This is a genomic window from Streptomyces sp. NPDC058678 (assembly GCF_042714835.1).
GTDB lineage: Bacteria > Actinomycetota > Actinomycetes > Streptomycetales > Streptomycetaceae > Streptomyces.
Window position 1 is genome coordinate 53,887 of the sequence record NZ_JBHXSG010000024.1, and the last position, 17,130, is coordinate 71,016.

A 17,130-nucleotide genomic window follows, 5' to 3' on the forward strand; every position below is an offset into this window, starting at 1 on the left:
GTCGGGGCGCCCGCCGTTTCCTGCTTGCTGTAAGCCATCTTCCTCTGCCTCTCGTCGGTGGCCCATGCGGACCGCATCACGGTCCGCGCGGTGCGGCATCGCCTGCCCGGCCATCACGTCCGTGAATCACGACGTCATGATGACTCGGCAGTTCCATCTACCGCGACCGAAATTTCGGCGGCCGGTTACCGCCTCCCCCGTTTTCCGTGTCCGCCCTGGTCAGAGCGTACGTGTCAGTGTGTGCCGAACAGTTCGAGCAGTTGTGCCTTGCCGAACATCCGGGCGGTGTCGACGGCCGACGGCGTACCCGCGGCGGGGTCGGCACCGCCTTCCAGGAGTGCCTTGATCACTTCCTCCTCGCCCTTGAAGACGGCCCCGGCGAGCGGGGTCTGACCCCGGTCGTTGATCCGGTCGCCCTCGGCGCCGCGGGCGAGCAGGGCACGCACGGTGTCGGCGTGGCCGTGGTAGGCGGCGAGCATCACCAGGGAATCGCCGCGGTCGTTGGTGAGGTTGGCCGGAACGCCCGCGTCGACGTACGCCACGAGTGCCTCGGTCTGCCCCTGCCGGGCCAGATCGAAGATCTTGGTCGCCAGCTCCACGACCTCGGGGTCGGGGGCTTCGGTCATCGGCCGGTCCGCCTCTCAGTACAACCGTTCAGGTGAATCGCCAGGGTACTGGCTCGCGCCGCACATGACCCGATCTGCCGGAGGTAAAGATCACCGCAGGCCCGGTCGGGCGCAAGACCCCTGCCCAACCGGACCAAGACGACTCTGCCACCTGGGGGAAATGGTTGGAATTTCACCCAGTTGCACCTTTTATCGTATGGATACATCCTGTGATCCTGGAAGTACTCATGGTGACTGTCCCCGCGAACCAGGAGAACACTAATGATCCTGTCCATCTCAGGCGTGGTCCTGCTCGGAATCATCGTCTTCCTCTTCTTCAAGAAGGACGGACTCAAGGCCTCCCACGCCCTCGTGGCCGCACTCTTCGGCTTCTACCTCGCGAGCACCGCCATCGCCCCGAGCATCAAGGCGGGCGGCGAGAGCCTCGCGAGCCTCCTCGGCGGAATCAAGTTCTGACGCCCGCACGTCCGTACGCACCACCATCCGTACGCACCACCAGGAGACAGCAGTGGCCCGGCGCCCCCTCCCACGCATCCTGAGCACAGGCAGCGCGCAGATCGCCCGGAGCCGGGAGCTGGCCCGGACGGCGGCAGACAGCGCCACCGACGTCCTCCACCCGCTGATCACGATCACCCGTGGTCTGCGCCGGCTGGCCTCGGCCGGGCGGCGCAGGTGGGCCGACACCCCCAAGGACAAGCGCGGGCCGCTGATTTTCCTGGTGGCGTCGGTGGTCCTGGTCGTGGCGCTCGCGCCGTACGGCCCGTTGCTCGCCGTCATCACCCTGATGGCGGCGGCAGCCTGGCAGGGCCGGGACCACGGCCGGACGGAGCCCGACGGCCCCGACGAGTCCCAGACACAGCGCCTCCAGTCGCTGTACGACGCCCTGGTGCCGTACTTCTCGGCCGCCGAGGACCCGGACCCGCTCTACGCCCACGGTGGCGACTGGGAAAAAGCCTTCCCCACGTACGACTTCGACGGCACCGGCCGCATCACGCACCTGCTGATCCACTACCCGGCGTACTTCACGGACGGTGAGGCCGAGTCCCGTGCCCGGATCGAGCATCTGCTGCACGCCAAGTCGGGCCGCGACCGCGAGTACCACTTCACCTGGGACGAGCAGGACAACCAGCTCACGGTGACGGCCCTCGCCCCGCTGCCCACCGACATCGCGGCCCAGCGTTTCGTCACGTCCCCCGGCGAGACGGTCCTCGGCTTCACCGACCCCACCCAGGTCCGGCGCACACTCCCCCTCACCCACGGTGAGGAACAGCGCGACGTACCGCCGGTCGTCTGGCGCACCGGCATGCGCTCCACCGAGCCGCACCTGCTGGTCATGGGCCAGCCGGGCAGCGGCACCTCCACGCTGCTGCGCTCCATCGCCCTGCAGGTCCTCCAGTACGGCGACCTCGTGATCGTCGAGGGCGGCGGCACCGGCGAGTACGCCTGCCTCACCGGCCGGGACGGCGTCCTCGCGGTCGAGTGCGGGCTGGCCGGGGCGCTGGCGAGTCTGGAGTGGGCGGCCACGGAGACGGAGCGCCGCCTGATCGCGGTGAACCGTGCCCGTCAGGCGGGCAGCCCGCCGCCGGACGACACCAAGCGCCCCCTGTGGATCCTCCTGGACCGACCGAGCGCCTTCGCCCACGTGGCCGCCGCGGACGGCCGCGAGGACCCGCAGACCCTGCTCCAGCTCCCGCTCCGGCACGGCCGCGCGGCGAACGTGACGGTGGTCGTCGCCGACCAGTTCGACTGCGCGGAGGCCCTGAGCGACGCCGTACGCCAGCACACGCGCGCGCGTGTCGTGCTCGGCCCGGCCACGGCCGACCAACTGGAAGCGGTCCTGGGTGCGCCCCCGCACACGACTCCGGTCACCCACGTCCCGCCCGGCCGCGGCTACGCCCGCCTCGGCGCGGGCCCGGTCCACCGGCTCCAGGTCCCGTCGACCCCGGACCCGTACGACGACGCGACGAGCGAGGCGGACCGCCAGGCGGTCCTGGCCCTGCTGCCGCCACGGACGACACCGGCGGACGGCGAGCATGTGCCGGAGGCGGTGGCGGTGGAGACAGAGCCCACTGTGGCAGCACCTACGGAGAAGGGGCCGACGGAGGTCGTACTTACGGAGAAGGTACCTACGGAGGTCGTACCCCCGGAGAAGGTACCCATGGAGAAGGTGCCGACGGAGGCCATGGCGGCGGAGGCTCCGTAGCTGGGCAGTCGCACCTTTGGGGCGCCACGGGTGGGCTCACTCCCCGGCGCCCCCGACCCCGTTCACGCCACGAACGTACGAGGCGTCTCCCCGCCCCCGGACCCCCCGCTCTCCACCAACCGCGCCGCCGCGGCCAACCGCGCCGCCGCCTCCTCGGCCACCGCGCCGCCCACGGTGAACGGCAGCCGCACATACCCCTCGAACGCCCCGTCGACCCCGAACCGCGGCCCGGACGGCACCCGCACGCCCACCCGCTCGCCCGCCTCCGCGAGCCGTGACCCGGACAGCCCGCCCGTCCGCACCCAGAGCGTGAGCCCGCCCTTCGGCACCTCGAACTCCCAGTCCGGCAGCTCCCGCCGCACGGCGGCCACCAGGGCGTCCCGGTTGTCCCTGGCCTGACGTCGCCGTACGTCCACGGCCTTCGCCCAGCCACCCGTGCTGAACAGCCAGTTCACCGCCAGCTGCTCCAGCACGGGCGTACCCAGGTCGGCGTACGCGCGGGCGGCGACCAGGCTGCGGATCACGTCGGGAGCGGCGCGCACCCACCCGATCCGCATCCCCGCCCAGAACGCCTTGCTGGCCGAGCCGACCGTGACGACCGTCGACCCGGCCGGGTCGAAGGCGCCCATGGCCCGCGGCATGGCGTCCGCGATGTCCGCGTCCAGCCACAGCTCGTTCATCGTCTCGTCGGCGACCAGCACCGTCCCCGCCGACCGCGCCGACTCCACCAACTGCCGCCGCTGGTCCTCGTCGGCGAGCGCGCCGGTCGGGTTGTGGAAGTCGGCGACGACGTACGCGAGCCGGGGCGCGGCGTCCCGCAGGACCTGCCGCCAGCGGTCCATGTCCCAGCCGGTCAGCCCTTCGGCCATCGCGACGGGCACCAGCCGGGCGCCCGCCGCCCGCATGAGCTGGAGGATGTTGGCGTAGGAGGGCGATTCCACGGCGATACGCTCACCGCGCCCCGCGAACAGATGGCAGATGGCGTCGATCGCTCCCATCGCGCCGGTCGTCACCATGATCTGCTCGGGCATCGTCGGTATCCCGCGTGCGGTGTACCGTTCGGCGATCATCGCGCGCAGTGCGGGCAGCCCGGCCGGATAGTCGCCGTGCGTGTGGGCGTACGGCGGCAGCTCCTCCAGGGCACCCTGCACGGCCCGGGTCAGCCACGGCTCGGGGGCGGGGAGCGCCGCGCAGCCGAGGTCGATCATCGAACCGAGGGCCTCGGGGGGCAGGGGTTCGAGGCCGCGCGCGGGCAACGGGTTCCCGGCCGGCACCGCCGTCCAGCTTCCGGCACCGCGCCGGGACTCCAGGAATCCCTCGGCGCGCAGCGCCTCGTACGCCGCCGCGACCGTCGTACGGCTGACGGACAGGGACAGCGCCAGTTCCCGCTCGGCGGGCAGCCTGGCGGCGACCGGTACCCGGCCCTCCAGCACCAGCAGCCGGATGCCGTCGGCCAGTGCGCGGTAGGCGGGCGGGCGGCGTGTGCCCGGGCCGGCCGGGCGGTCCTGCTGGGAGTTGAGCAGGCGGGCGAGCTGCGCGGCACCCATCGCCGAGGTCCACTGCGCCATGAAATCAGTCCACCTTCACCGAATTGGACATGGATGATGTTTCCACCCAAGCCACAGGGTGTCATGAGTCAGGCCACTGTCACCACACCAGAGGGGGACCTTTTGTCCACGAAGAGCCCGAGCCGTGCCGGGCGACGGTTGATCCAGCTCTACGTCGGTCTCGGGCTGTACGGGGCGAGTTCGGCACTGCTCGTCGAGTCCGGCCTGGGCCTGGAACCCTGGGGCGTGCTGCATCAGGGGCTGGCCGAGCTCACCGGCCTGACGATCGGCGTCGTGTCGATCTTCGTGGGTGCCGCGGTGCTGCTCCTGTGGATCCCGCTGCGCCAGCGCCCCGGGCTCGGCACGGTTTCCAACGTCTTCGTGGTCGGCATCGCCATGGACGGCACGCTCGCCGCCGTCCCCACGGCGCACACCCTCGGCGTACGCGTTCCGCTCCTGGTGGCCGGGATCCTGCTCAACGGCGTGGCCACCGGCCTCTACATCTCGGCCCGCTTCGGACCCGGCCCGCGCGACGGGCTGATGACCGGCCTGCACCGGCGCACGGGCCGCTCGATCCGTCTGATGCGGACGGCCGTCGAGGTGGCGGTCGTCGTGACCGGCTTCGCCCTGGGGGGCACCATCGGCATCGGCACCCTGCTGTACGCGGTGTCGATCGGCCCGCTGGCCCAGATCTTCCTGCGCGTCTTCGCCGTCCCGTCGGCATCCGACGGCAGCACGGTCGTTGCCACCGGGCAACCCCAGCAGGCGATACTTCGACCGTGACCTCGCGGATACGCCATCCCTACCTCGACCATCCGGGCCCGATCGCCTTCGCCCACCGCGGCGGGGCGGCGGACGGTCTGGAGAACACGGAGCTGCAGTTCCGGCGCGCGGTCGAGGCGGGTTACCGCTATCTGGAGACCGACGTCCACGCCACCACGGACGGCAGGCTCGTCGCCTTCCACGACGCGACCCTGGACCGGGTGACCGACGGAGCGGGCCTGATCGCGGCGCTGCCCTGGAAGGACGTGCGGCACGCGCGCGTGGCGGGCAAGGAACCGGTGCCCCTCTTCGAGGACCTTCTGGAAACCTTCCCCGAGGCGCGCTGGAACGTCGACGTCAAGGCGGAGCCGGCGCTGCTGCCCCTCCTGGAGCTCATCGAACGCACGAACTCCTGGGACCGGATCTGCCTCGGCTCGTTCGCCGAGGCCCGTGTGGTCCGCGCCCAGCGACTGGCCGGACCGCGCCTGGCGACGTCGTACGGCACCCGAGGTGTCCTCAACCTGCGGCTGCGTTCCTGGGGGCTCCCGGCGGCCGTGCGTCGCTCCGCGGTCGCCGCGCAGGTGCCGGAGATGCAGTCGGGCATCCAGGTGGTCGACCACCGCTTCCTGCGCACCGCCCACGCGCTCGGGCTGCAGGTGCACGTGTGGACGGTGAACGAGCCGGAACAGATGCACCGGCTCCTGGACCTGGGAGTCGATGGCATCATGACCGATCACATCGACACACTGCGCAAGGTCATGGAGGACCGCGGCGTCTGGGTCTGACACCCCAAGAGCCCCCGGCCGCACGCCCGCGCGTGGCACCTTCACGGGGAAGCGAGGGCACGGGTGGGCACCGACACCGTGCGGGCGGGATCGGCGGACGAGGCCGCCGAGCGGCGGCGCGAACAGCGCGGCTGGTACTTCTACGACTGGGCCTGCTCCGTCTACTCGACGAGCGTGCTCACCGTCTTCCTCGGCCCCTATCTGACGTCGGTCGCCAAGTCGGCGGCGGACGCGGACGGCTTCGTGCATCCGCTGGGGATCCCGGTGCGCGCCGGATCGTTCTTCGCGTACTCGGTGTCCCTGTCGGTGATCGTGGCCGTGCTGGTGATGCCCCTGGTGGGCGCCGCCGCCGACCGCACCGGCCGCAAGAAGCCCCTCCTGGCGGCCGCCGCGTACACCGGGGCCGCGGCGACGACGGGCATGTTCTTCCTCGGCGGCGACCGCTACCTCCTCGGCGGCGCCCTGCTGGTCGTCGCGAACGCCGCGCAGTCCGTGGCGATGATGCTCTACAACTCCTACCTGCCGCAGATCGCCCCGCCCGAGGAACGCGACGCCGTCTCCTCCCGCGGCTGGGCCTTCGGGTACGCGGCAGGCGCGCTGGTCCTGGTCGTGAACCTCGTCCTCTACACCGGCCACGAGTCCTTCGGCCTCACGGAGAGCGCTGCCGTCCGGGTCTGCCTGGCCTCCGCGGGCCCGTGGTGGGGGGCTTTCGCCCTCATTCCGCTACGACGGCTGCGCGATCGCCGCTCCGTAGCGAAGGCCACGGGGGAGGCGACCGCTCCCGGCTTCCGCCAGCTCGCCGCGACCGTCCGCGACATGCGCCGCCACCCGCTCACCCTCGCCTTCCTGCTGGCGTACCTCATCTACAACGACGGCATCCAGACCGTGATCTCCCAGGCGTCGGTGTACGGCTCCGAGGAGCTCGGCCTCGGGCAGTCGACGCTCATCGGCGCCGTGCTGCTGGTCCAGGTGCTGGCCGTGGCAGGCGCGCTGACGATGGGGCGGCTCGCCCGGATCTACGGCGCGAAGCGCACGATTCTGGGCTCGCTGGTCGCGTGGACGGTGACCTTGGGCGCCGGGTACTTCCTGCCGGCCGGGGCGCCCGGATGGTTCTTCGTGCTGGCCTCCGGGATCGGCCTCGTCCTCGGCGGCAGCCAGGCGCTGTCCCGGTCGCTGTTCTCCCATCTCGTGCCGCCCGGCAAAGAGGCCGAGTACTTCTCGGCATACGAGATGAGCGACCGGGGCATGAGCTGGCTGGGCCCGCTGCTGTTCGGGATCACCTACCAGGTGACCGGAAGCTACCGGGACGCGATCATCTCGCTGGTGGCCTTCTTCGTCATCGGGTTCGTGCTGCTGGCACGGGTTCCGGTGCGGCGGGCGATCGGCGAGGCGGGCAATCCGATTCCCGAAAGGATTTAGCGTTCAACACGAAAGCGCTGTAGTGTACGCGTTTGGCCTGCCAGGCGTACCGTTACTGCGCGTCAATGATGCCGAAACGCTGGGTGACATCTGTTAGCAGATGTGACAAACCGGGCACTGGTGGGTACAACAAGGGGCGGCTACGACGGCGACGCATTGCCCGGGACGGGACCCGGAACGGGAATCTTTACCGCCGACCGGACGTTGAACCGGATGACGACGACAGCGACACCTGTCCTGTGGGCGACAAGCCCGGGAGGCACGATTCATGAGTGAGCGAGCTCTTCGCGGCACGCGCCTCGTGGTGACCAGCTACGAGACGGACCGCGGCATCGACCTGGCCCCGCGCCAGGCCGTGGAGTACGCATGCGAGAAGGGGCACCGGTTTGAGATGCCCTTCTCGGTCGAGGCGGAGATCCCGCCGGAGTGGGAGTGCAAGGTCTGCGGGGCCCAGGCACTCCTCGTAGACGGCGACGGCCCTGAGGAAAAGAAGGCCAAGCCCGCGCGTACACACTGGGACATGCTGATGGAGCGGCGCACCCGCGAGGAACTCGAAGAGGTCCTCGAGGAGCGCCTGGCAGTTCTCCGCTCCGGCGCGATGAACATTGCGGTCCATCCGCGAGACAGCCGGAAGTCGGCGTAGTCCCTTCGGGGTCTGGGCGGACGAACAAGGCACGAAAGTAACCGCGGGCGCCGTACGTGATGTCACGTACGGCGCCCGCGGTTTCGCGTTCCGGTGCGCGAGGACAGCTCAGTGCGTCAGCGGCGGGCGCGGGTCCCGCGGCGCGTCCCCCGGCTCGTCCCTGATGACCTCGCCCTGGACCACCCTGCCGTCGGGGCGGTGCATCCGGGCCTGCTGGAAGGCGTCCCCCAGGCTGCCCTGGGTGGCCTCGCGGAGCTTGCGGTCCACGGTGCGCTCCGCATAGCGGCCGAGGGCCTTCTGCACCGGCGGTATCAGCAGGAGCAGGCCCAGCACGTCGGAGATCAGGCCGGGGATCATCAGGAGCAGGCCACCGAGCATCATGAGGCCGTTGCCGCCGCCGTTCGAACCCGACGGGGCTCCGCCCCGCTGCAGCGCCTCGTTCAGGTTCTGGAAGGCGCGCCGGCCCGCCTGCTTGATCACCACCGAGCCGATCACGAAGGCGGCGAGCAGCAGCAGGAACACCGTGATCCCGCCGGCCGTGCCGGCGACCACGGTCAGCAGCCAGATCTCCAGCACCAGCCAGGCGGCGACGCCCAACGGCAGGAAGGTGCGCAGCCGGGAGCGCCGGGGCCGGGCGGGGTGGGTGGGAGTCGGAGCGCCAGTCGTCATGCTTCCAGTGTGCCTGGGCCCGGCTCAGCACGGGATAAGGGGACGATCAACCGGAGCTGTGAAATCCGACGCCTACGGTTTTGAGGGCTTGCCCCGGCCCGCGATCCTGCCGACCCGCTCCCCCACGCCCCACGTCGTGACCCGCCACAGGGCCTCCACGAGGATGTCACGGCTCATCTTGGAGTCACCGTGCTCGCGTTCGACGAAGGTGATGGGCACCTCGACGACGTGGTATCCGGCCCTGACCGCGCGGCGGGCGAGGTCGACCTGGAAGCAGTAGCCCTGGGAGGCGACCTCTTCGAGGCCCAGGCCTTCGAGGGTCTCGCGACGGAAGGCGCGGTAGCCGCCGGTGATGTCGCGCAGCGGAAGGTCCAGGGCGAGGCGGGAGTAGAGACTGCCGCCGCGGGAGATGAACTCGCGTGACCTGGGCCAGTTCACGACCCGGCCGCCGGGCACCCAGCGGGAGCCGAGGACCAGGTCGGCGCCCTTGAGGGCGGTCAGCAGGCGGGGCAGTTCCTCGGGCTGGTGGGAGCCGTCGGCGTCCATCTCGACCAGGACGCCGTAGCCGTTGTCCATGCCCCAGCGGAAGCCTGCCAGGTAGGCGGCGCCCAGGCCTTCCTTGCCCTTGCGGTGCAGGACCTGCACGTGGTCGTCCCCGATGGCCAGTTCGTCGGCGAGCTTGCCCGTGCCGTCGGGGCTGTTGTCGTCGGCCACGAGAACGTGCGCCTCCGGGACCGCATTGCGCACCCGGCCCACGATGGCCTTGATGTTCTCCGCCTCGTTGTAGGTCGGAATGATCACCAACGCCGTGCCGAGCGGGCCGAACTGCCTCCCCCGGTCCTGTGCCGCGAGGGTCCCGTCGCCGTCGTTCACTACTGCCCCTTCAAGTCCGTACGCAGAGGTCCACCATAGTGGCCGCCGCCTGCGATGACGTGACGGGACGTAAGTATGGTGGTGTCGTTTCCACAAAAGCGGGGTAAGAGTGCGTTCTTCGGGACTGTGCGTATGGCAACGACGGCTGTGCGTACGGCATCGACGGCCGTGCGTGCTGCGGATGGGGGCCCGGCGCTCTTCGGGCCGACCTGGGACCCGCTGGCTGCGGATCGACCGAATGCCGTTGTCTACTGAGCGCCCGGGCCCCACCCGGGTCACACCTCCCCGACCGGCCGGAACACTCCCTCGCCGTGGCGCGGGCGCTGGGCCTGGCTGCCAGTGGCGGTGCCCCGGTGCGGCACACCGTCCCTGACCCAGCGGCGCGGCGGCGAGTGCGCGGACGTTCCCCGGTTTGGGCGTCCGGTGGTGGACTCGGCCGAACCTACCGGCCCGCTGCCGTCGGCTGTCAACAGCCGTTTCACCTGCGTCTCCTCGGTCAAAGCCCTGGTCAGCGCGGAGGACACGCAGGTCGCGCGAAGGGGCGGCGACGACCGATCGGCGGTGCGCCACCCCGGTAGATCACTCGCCCGGCCGTACGAACACGGTCCGTCCGCCCACCACGGTTCGCAGGCAGACGGGGAGGTCGTGGCCGGGGGTCAGGTCGGGCAGACCAGGGGTCCCGGAGCGGGGGTCGGTCGACCAGCGCGCGACCCGGTCGTCGGGGGCCTGGACCACGAGTTCGTCGGTGCGCCAGACGGCGTAGTCCGCGGGTGCGCCCGGCACCAGGACTCCCGCGTCGTCCCGTCCGACGGCCCGCCAGCCGCCGCGGGTGTGCGCGGTGAACGCGGCACGCACGGAGACGCGGTGCTCGGGAGTCCTGTGGAAGGCGGCCGCGCGGACCGTGCCCCACGGGTCGAGGGGCGTGACCGGGCTGTCGGAGCCGAAGGCGAGCGGGACGCCGGCCCGCAGCAGGGCCGCGAAGGGGTTCAGGGTGCGGGCCCGCTCGGCGCCCAGGCGCTGGGCGTACATGCCCTCCTCGCCGCCCCACAGCGCGTCGAAGGCGGGCTGGACGGACGCCGTCAGGCCGAACTCGGCGAAGGCCGCGATCGTCTCGGGCGTGAGCATCTCGGCATGTTCGACGCGGTGGCGGGCGGCCCGGACACGGGCGAGGCCGAGCTTCTCCGCGGCTGCGCGCACGCCCTCGACGACGGCGGTGACGGCGGCGTCGCCGATCGCGTGGAAGCCGGCCTGGAGGCCCGTCTCGGTGCACGCGGTGACGTGCGCGGCGACCCCCGCCGCGTCCAGGTAGGCGGTGCCGGTGTGGCCGGCGTCGGTGTACGGCTGGTGCAGACAGGCGGTGTGCGAACCGAGGGCTCCGTCCACGAACAGGTCGCCGGCCGCGCCGATCGCGCCCAACTCGCGCGCCCTGTCGATGTCCTGATCGGCCCAGTAGCCGACCACCCGCGGCCCGGCCTCCTCGGCCGCGAGCCGGAGCAGCCCGGTGAAGTCCTCCTCGGAGGAGATCTCCGGACCCGCGCACTCGTGGACGGTCCCGATGCCGAGCGAGGCGGCGCGGGCGAGGGCGGTGCGCTGGGCCTCGATGCGCTGCTGCGGCGTGAGGGCGCCGAGAGCGGCGGCGCGTACGGCGTGGTGCGCGTCGGCGGTCAGCGGGGCGTCCGCGGCGTCGAGGCCCGGGGTCAGCTCCAGCAGGGCCGTCGTGACGACCGCCGAGTGGACGTCGATCCGGCTGAGGTACAGCGGGCGGCCGCCGGTGGCGGCGTCGAGTTCGGCGCGGGTCGGGGGGCGGCCGCCGGGCCAGCGTGCGGCGTCCCAGCCGTGGCCGAGGAGCACGCGGTCGTCCGGGCGGGCGGCGGCGAAGTCCCGTACCAGGGCGAGGGCCGCATCGAGGGAAGGTGCGTCGGACAGGTCGAGGCCGGTGAGGGCGAGGCCCGTGGACGTGGTGTGCACGTGCGCGTCGGTGAACGCGGGGGTGACCAGCGCCCCGTCCAGGTCGATCACCGCGTCCACACCGTCCGCGAAGGCGTCGGCCGCGCCCTCGGAGCCCACCCAGGCGACTTGGCCGCGCTCCACGACCATCGCCGTCGCGAACGGGTCGGCGGGGCTGTGCACCTCGCCGCGGCGGAGGAGGACGGTGGTCGGTTCGGCGGTGCGTTCACTCATGAGGGACAGTTTCGCGCCTCGCTCGGGGCGCCCGGCACGCAGGTCGGTCAGATCCGGGGCGGCCGTGCCTCGTACGGCGTGGACAGCACCACCGTCGTCCGCGTCGACACCCCCGCCAGCGTCCTGAGCCGGGCCAGCAGCTCCTCCAGATCGTGCGGAGTGGAGACCCGCACCTTGAGGATGTAGTTCTCGTCGCCGGCGACGCTGTGGCAGGCCTCGATCTCGGGGACGCCGGAGAGGCGGTCCGCGATGTCGTCGGGGGCGCTGGGGTCGAACGGCTTCACCGAGATGAACGCGGTCAGGGGCAGGCCGACGGCCTCGGGGTCGACCACCGCCGCGTAGCCGCGGATGACCCCGCGCTGTTCCAGCCGGCGCACCCGCTGGTGCACGGCCGACGTGGACAGGCCGGTGGCCTTGCCCAGGTCTGTGTAGCTCATCCGCCCGTCCTTGACGAGCAGTTGCACGATTTGCCGGTCGAGCTCCTCCATGGCGCAAGAACCTACAGTGCGGCTGATCTCCTCCGATACCTGAGCGGCGCAGGTCATGCCCGGTTCGTGATGCGGCGGGGGCGGCCTGTGCACCATCCGGGGGACAAAGCGGCCGCCTCGGGCACCTGCGGATGGCATGTGACGAAGACCACACACCCCTGACCGGCTCCGTGATGTTCTCGTGATTACCGCCGAGACGGGGCGGGAAGTGCTTGCTGTGGTCGAGGCCGCAGCAGCCTTACGGCCCAGCCCGAGGGGGAGAATCCAATGCAGAGTCTTAAGCGCCCTGGTCGTACCGCACCCAAGCGGCCGCAGCTGATCGTCGAGCCCGAGCCGGAGGGCGTCGAACCCGACGAACTCGACGAACTCGACGCCTACGACACCTTCGAGATGTACCGGGTCATGTGCCCGGACTGCGCGCAGCCCATCGCCCTGCTGGCGGACGAGGAGGTGCTGCCGGAGCACGCGCTGTGCGCCTCGCCGTGGAACCCGTTCGGGCTCACGGTCTGCTCCGGCACCGGCCGCAAGGCGTCCGAGGCCCGTCCGGCGGACGAGTCGGCCGAGCCGCAGGAGCAGGACACCGCCCTGCTGTTGACGCTCCCTCAGGGGCTCGACTGGCGGACGCAGCCCTTCTCGCACGTCGGCGGACCGGGCTCCCGTCCCATCCGGGTGCAGGTCATGCGCCGCCAGGCCGCCTGAGCGGCCTCGCCCCCACCCCGTGACCGAGCCGCGCCACGGCTCGCAGAGCGCCGTGGCGCGGTTCGGTGTGCCGTGACCGCGTTGCCGGGGTGCCGGGGTGCCGGCGGCCAGGGACTCGCGCCGCCCCGGACGTCCGTGAACTCACGCCCGAATCCGGCGACCGGTGACCTGTCCGCGGACCTCTGCGTTGCCCTGGTATGACCCCCACATCTACCGCGACCGGGCGTCAGCGCCGCATGTTCGTTCCGGCGCCGGTTCCCGCATCCGCAAAATCGGTTCCGCTGGCGCCGCCGCAGGCGCAGGACCCGCCCATCTACCGCGATCTGATGCGCACGTGGGCCGACCGCGGCCGCACCCTGCCGGGGCGCCACGACCCGGAGTGGGCCCGGCTCGCGGCGCCCCAGGTGAGGCCGGGCCAGTTCAGCGGGTCTCAGGACCCGCGAGGTGACGGGCGATGACCATCCGCTGGATCTGGTTGGTGCCCTCGACGATCTGCAGGACCTTGGCCTCGCGCATGTACCGCTCGGCCGGGAAGTCGGCGGTGTAGCCGTATCCGCCGAGGACCTGGACGGCGTCGGTGGCCACCTTCATCGCGGTGTCGGTGCAGTGGAGTTTGGCCATGGCCGCCTGCTTGGCGAACGGTCGGCCCGCGTCCCGCAGTCGTGCCGCCGCCAGGTAGAGCGCCCGGCCGGCCTCGATCTGGGTCGCCATGTCGGCGAGCATGAAGCGCAGCCCCTGGAAATCGGCGATGGGCCGTCCGAACTGCCGCCGTCCGGTCGCGTACGCCACCGCCTCGTCGAGCGCCGCCTGGGCCAGGCCGATCGCGCAGGCCGCGATGCCGAGCCGCCCGGAGTCGAGCGCGGCCAGAGCGATCGCGAAACCCTGGCCCTCGTCGCCGATGCGCCGGTCGTCGGGGACACGGACCCCGTCGAAGTGGACCTGGGCCGTCGGGGAACCCTTCATGCCCATCTTCTTCTCCGGCGCCGCGCCGCTCAGGCCGGCCGCGTCGGCGGGCACCAGGAAGGCCGTGATCCCGCGCGGGCCCTCCTCGCCCGTACGGGCCATGACGGTGTAGAAGTCGGCGATTCCGCCGTGCGTGATCCACGCCTTGGTTCCGGTGATCACCCAGTCCCCGCCGTCGCGTACCGCCTTCGTGCGCAGTGAGGCGGCGTCCGAGCCGGAGGCCGGCTCCGAGAGGCAGTACGCGCCCAGCAGACCGCCGCCGAGCATTGCGGGCAGGTGCTCGAGCTGCTGCTCCTTGGTGCCGTAGGCGGCGAGCGCGTACGAGGCCAGGGTGTGCACGCTGACGCCGAGTCCGACGGTGAGGCGGGCGGCGGCGAGTTCTTCGAGGACCTGGAGGTAGACCTCGTAGGGCTGGTCGCCGCCGCCGTACTCGGAGTCGTACGGCAGGCCGAGCAGTCCGGACTCGGACAGGAGGGTGAAGACCTCGCGCGGGAAGCGTCCGGCGTCCTCCTCCTCGGCCGCCTTCGGGGCGACCTCGCGCTGCGCGATGTCGCGAACGAGCGAGATCAGATCCCGGGCCTCGTCCGTGGGCAGTTGCCGGTCCACCGGCTGCGGGGCGCGGTCAAGCATGGCGACGCTCTCCTCCCTGTCGGGCGCATCGGCGGACGTGCGCCTTGGGTGGGGGCAGCTCCGCCGGGTCTCACTGGTGCCGGCCGATGCTCGCACTCCCGGGTCGCGGAAGCTGCTGACCAGCGGCTGTGCGCTGTGAGTATGCCCGATCGGACCCACTCCGTCACCAGTTAACGACCGCTTACTTCGAGAAGTTCCGGCGCTCCCGGCGCGCTCAGAAATTGGTACGAACCATTGACCGAATGGTCTAGTCCTCTTACTGTTTCGCTCCAACGCTTCTCCGCGTTCATGCCAATCGGCGTGCGATCCCCTCCCTGTCCCCTGCGAGGAGACACCCGATGCTCACCCCGCTCCACCCCCGCGCCCGGTTCCGGGCCCTCCTGTCCGCCTCGTGCTGCGCCGCCCTCGGCGCCGCCCTGCTCGCCGGTGCGGGCACCGCCACCGCCACTCCCGACGCCGCCGAGGCCCCCTCGGCCGGAGCGGCCGGTCCAGCCGGCTCCAAGGTTGTCGGCTACTTCACCGACTGGGGCATCTACGGCCGCCAGTACTACGTCAAGAACATCGAGACCTCCGGCTCCGCCGACAGGCTCACCCACATCAACTACGCCTTCGGCAACGTCACCGACGGCAAGTGCGCCCTCGGCGACGCCTGGGCGGACACCGACAAGCCGTTCACGGCGGAGGAGTCCGTGGACGGTGTCGCCGACACCGCGGACCAGCCGCTGAGCGGCAACTTCAACCAGCTGCGCAAGCTGAAGAAGCTCCACCCCGACCTCAAGATCGTCTGGTCGTTCGGCGGCTGGAGCTGGTCGGGCGGTTTCGGCGAGGCGGCCAAGGACCCGGCGGCCTTCGCCCAGTCCTGCTACGACCTGGTCGAGAACTCGAAGTGGGCGGACGTATTCGACGGCATCGACATCGACTGGGAGTATCCGAACGCCTGCGGCCTGACCTGCGACACCAGCGGCCGGGACGCTTTCCGGGACGTGATGGCCGCGCTGCGCGCCAAGTTCGGCAAGCGGCAGTTGGTCACCGCGGCGATCACCGCCGACGCCACCCCCGGCGGCAAGATCGACGCGGCCGACTACGCGGGCGCGGCCCGGTACGTCAACTGGTACAACCCCATGACGTACGACTACTTCGGCACCTGGGCGGCCGCCGGCCCGACGGCGCCGCACTCCCCGCTGACGTCCTACCCGGGCATCCCGGAGGAGGGCTACAACACCGCCGCCACCATCGCCAAGCTCCAGAGCCTGGGCATCCCGTCCTCGAAGCTGCTGCTCGGCATCGGCTTCTACGGGCGCGGCTGGACCGGCGTCACGCAGGCGAAGCCGGGCGGCACGGCCACCGGCCCGGCGGCGGGCACGTACGAGGCCGGCTTCGAGGACTACAAGGTGCTGAAGACCACGTGCCCGCCGACCGGGACCGTCGGCGGCACCGCCTACGCCAAGTGCGGCAGCGACTGGTGGAGTTACGACACCCCGAAGACCATCAAGGGGAAGATGAAGTACAAGGACGCGCAGGGTCTGGGCGGCACGTTCTTCTGGGAGCTCAGCGGGGACACCGCGGACGGTGAGCTGATCCGTTCGATCAACTAGCCCGGTTCACCGGGGACTTGGGGCGGAGGACCACGAGCCTTCGCCCCAAGTCGTCACTCCTCGGCCGTCAGCCTTCGTCGCGGCGGGCCGGTTCCGGGGCCGGATAGGCCGGCTCCATCTCCTCGATCGCCCGCATCGAACCGCCGAGCGTCTTCACCAGCAGTTCGCGCATCGTGTCCCGGGACAGCTTGGGGCGGTCGATCCACTCCAGGGTGGCGCCCTCGACACTGCACAGCCAGGCGAGCAGGCCCATGCGGGGCACCGGCGCGATGTCGCTGCGGCCGTACGCCCCTTCGGCGATGGTGGCGACGATCGCCTCGCGCACCCCGTCCCGGATGGCGTGCACCTCGGCGTCGAAGCCGACACCGCCGCTGACGATGGCGCGGTAGGCGGCCTGATGGTGCTCCGCGTAGCGCAGATAGCTGTCGACGGTGCGGTGGACCCGGTCCACCGGCTCCAGTTCGAGGCCGCTCGCCGCAAAGGTGACCAGGTCCGCGACGGAGTCCTGGATGATCGCCAGGTAGTAGCCGCGCTTGGACTGGAAGTAGTAGTAGATCAGCCCCTTGGCGACATGCGCCTGCCGGGCGATGTCGTCCATCGAGAGTGCGTCGTACGACGTGTCGGCGAACAACTTCCGCCCGATGGCGATGAGTTCGGCACGGCGTGCGACCGAGCGCTCGGTGCCGCGCGCCCGGGGACGGGCGGCGTCGCGCTGTTGACTGATATTCAATTTCGACCCTGGTCTCAACGGGCGGCGGGACACCCGCAGTATGTCAGTCGGGTATGTGACAGGTCACAGCAGGCCGAGCTGGGTGACGAGCATCGCGATCACCACGACGAGGGTCCAGCCCATGAGGTGCTCGACGACCTTCGGGCCGTCCTCGCGGGGGCCGCCGGTACGGGCACGGGCGGCGGTGGCTGAGTGTGCGGTCATGGCTTCTCGCTGAGGTCGGACGTACGGGTGGACTCCCCCCGGTCTGTCCACCTTGCCACCGAGAGCGGCTTTTGCGGCAGAGAGCTTGGTCACACAGGAACGGCCCCCGGCGG

18 protein-coding genes are annotated in these 17,130 nt (G+C 71.2%); 9 read left to right on the plus strand and 9 right to left on the minus strand.

Annotated features, from left to right (window positions below; genetic code table 11):
- Positions 1-233: 233 nt before the first annotated feature.
- Positions 234-626 (minus strand): ankyrin repeat domain-containing protein, encoded by a 393-nt coding sequence (locus ACFWWR_RS22250; RefSeq protein ID WP_383865878.1) that lies wholly within the window; start codon positions 624-626, stop codon positions 234-236.
- A 261-nt stretch (positions 627-887) separates the two neighbouring features.
- Here ACFWWR_RS22250 and ACFWWR_RS22255 point away from each other — a divergent pair, with 261 nt between their 5' ends.
- A complete protein-coding gene (locus tag ACFWWR_RS22255) occupies positions 888-1,082 on the plus strand; it encodes a hypothetical protein (protein WP_015661880.1) in 195 nt (64 codons plus the stop codon).
- Positions 1,083-1,134: 52 nt separating this feature from the next.
- Positions 1,135-2,829, plus strand: a complete 1,695-nt coding sequence (locus ACFWWR_RS22260; RefSeq protein WP_384304917.1) for a hypothetical protein — start codon at positions 1,135-1,137, stop codon at positions 2,827-2,829.
- Between the two features lie 62 nt (positions 2,830-2,891).
- Here the strand turns inward: ACFWWR_RS22260 and ACFWWR_RS22265 are convergent, their stop codons facing one another.
- Positions 2,892-4,397, minus strand: coding sequence for a PLP-dependent aminotransferase family protein (locus tag ACFWWR_RS22265; protein WP_383865874.1), 1,506 nt, complete (start codon positions 4,395-4,397; stop codon positions 2,892-2,894).
- 63 nt (positions 4,398-4,460) lie between these two features.
- Between ACFWWR_RS22265 and ACFWWR_RS22270 the strand changes: the two genes are divergently transcribed.
- The 4 genes from ACFWWR_RS22270 (at position 4,461) to ACFWWR_RS22285 (ending at position 7,985) form a co-directional block, all read left to right on the plus strand.
- Entirely contained in the window at positions 4,461-5,159 is a 699-nt protein-coding gene (locus ACFWWR_RS22270) for a YitT family protein (RefSeq protein ID WP_383865872.1), read from the plus strand.
- Positions 5,156-5,923, plus strand: coding sequence for a glycerophosphodiester phosphodiesterase (locus tag ACFWWR_RS22275; protein ID WP_383865870.1), 768 nt, complete (start codon positions 5,156-5,158; stop codon positions 5,921-5,923). The genes ACFWWR_RS22270 and ACFWWR_RS22275 overlap by 4 nt, the downstream gene beginning before the upstream one ends.
- A 63-nt stretch (positions 5,924-5,986) precedes the next feature.
- The gene (locus tag ACFWWR_RS22280; protein WP_384304920.1) at positions 5,987-7,342 is read left to right on the plus strand and encodes an MFS transporter; all 1,356 of its coding nucleotides are present in this window, start codon (positions 5,987-5,989) and stop codon (positions 7,340-7,342) included.
- 268 nt (positions 7,343-7,610) lie between these two features.
- Positions 7,611-7,985, plus strand: coding sequence for an RNA polymerase-binding protein RbpA (locus ACFWWR_RS22285; protein WP_003977404.1), 375 nt, complete (start codon positions 7,611-7,613; stop codon positions 7,983-7,985).
- 108 nt (positions 7,986-8,093) lie between these two features.
- Here the strand turns inward: ACFWWR_RS22285 and fxsA are convergent, their stop codons facing one another.
- The 4 genes from fxsA to ACFWWR_RS22305 all read right to left on the minus strand — a co-directional run bounded on the left by fxsA (position 8,094) and on the right by ACFWWR_RS22305 (position 12,196).
- Positions 8,094-8,654 (minus strand): FxsA family membrane protein, encoded by a 561-nt coding sequence (fxsA, locus tag ACFWWR_RS22290; RefSeq protein WP_383865866.1) that lies wholly within the window; start codon positions 8,652-8,654, stop codon positions 8,094-8,096.
- A gap of 72 nt (positions 8,655-8,726) precedes the next feature.
- Positions 8,727-9,527: a polyprenol monophosphomannose synthase gene (locus ACFWWR_RS22295; RefSeq protein ID WP_383865864.1), complete on the minus strand. Its 801-nt coding sequence runs from the start codon at positions 9,525-9,527 to the stop codon at positions 8,727-8,729.
- Positions 9,528-10,106: 579 nt separating this feature from the next.
- The gene (locus ACFWWR_RS22300; protein ID WP_384304923.1) at positions 10,107-11,708 is read right to left on the minus strand and encodes an amidohydrolase; all 1,602 of its coding nucleotides are present in this window, start codon (positions 11,706-11,708) and stop codon (positions 10,107-10,109) included.
- Between the two features lie 47 nt (positions 11,709-11,755).
- Positions 11,756-12,196, minus strand: a complete 441-nt coding sequence (locus ACFWWR_RS22305; protein WP_383865860.1) for an Lrp/AsnC family transcriptional regulator — start codon at positions 12,194-12,196, stop codon at positions 11,756-11,758.
- A gap of 267 nt (positions 12,197-12,463) precedes the next feature.
- Here ACFWWR_RS22305 and ACFWWR_RS22310 point away from each other — a divergent pair, with 267 nt between their 5' ends.
- Together ACFWWR_RS22310 and ACFWWR_RS22315 are read left to right on the plus strand one after the other, a co-directional pair.
- Positions 12,464-12,895, plus strand: coding sequence for a hypothetical protein (locus ACFWWR_RS22310; RefSeq protein WP_383865858.1), 432 nt, complete (start codon positions 12,464-12,466; stop codon positions 12,893-12,895).
- A gap of 197 nt (positions 12,896-13,092) precedes the next feature.
- Positions 13,093-13,353 (plus strand): hypothetical protein, encoded by a 261-nt coding sequence (locus ACFWWR_RS22315; RefSeq protein WP_383865856.1) that lies wholly within the window; start codon positions 13,093-13,095, stop codon positions 13,351-13,353.
- Here the strand turns inward: ACFWWR_RS22315 and ACFWWR_RS22320 are convergent.
- Positions 13,316-14,488 carry an acyl-CoA dehydrogenase family protein gene (locus ACFWWR_RS22320; RefSeq protein ID WP_384304925.1) on the minus strand — a complete coding sequence of 391 codons (1,173 nt, stop codon included), beginning with the start codon at positions 14,486-14,488 and terminating at the stop codon, positions 13,316-13,318. The two genes, ACFWWR_RS22315 and ACFWWR_RS22320, sit on opposite strands and share 38 nt — an antisense overlap.
- A gap of 338 nt (positions 14,489-14,826) precedes the next feature.
- Between ACFWWR_RS22320 and ACFWWR_RS22325 the strand changes: the two genes are divergently transcribed.
- Complete coding sequence (locus ACFWWR_RS22325; RefSeq protein ID WP_383865852.1) at positions 14,827-16,083, plus strand: glycoside hydrolase family 18 protein; 1,257 nt, start codon at positions 14,827-14,829, stop codon at positions 16,081-16,083.
- A 67-nt stretch (positions 16,084-16,150) separates the two neighbouring features.
- Here the strand turns inward: ACFWWR_RS22325 and ACFWWR_RS22330 are convergent, their stop codons facing one another.
- Positions 16,151-16,813: a TetR/AcrR family transcriptional regulator gene (locus ACFWWR_RS22330; RefSeq protein WP_383865850.1), complete on the minus strand. Its 663-nt coding sequence runs from the start codon at positions 16,811-16,813 to the stop codon at positions 16,151-16,153.
- 63 nt (positions 16,814-16,876) lie between these two features.
- Positions 16,877-17,017 (minus strand): SCO1431 family membrane protein, encoded by a 141-nt coding sequence (locus ACFWWR_RS22335; protein WP_383865848.1) that lies wholly within the window; start codon positions 17,015-17,017, stop codon positions 16,877-16,879.
- Positions 17,018-17,130 lie beyond the last annotated feature (113 nt).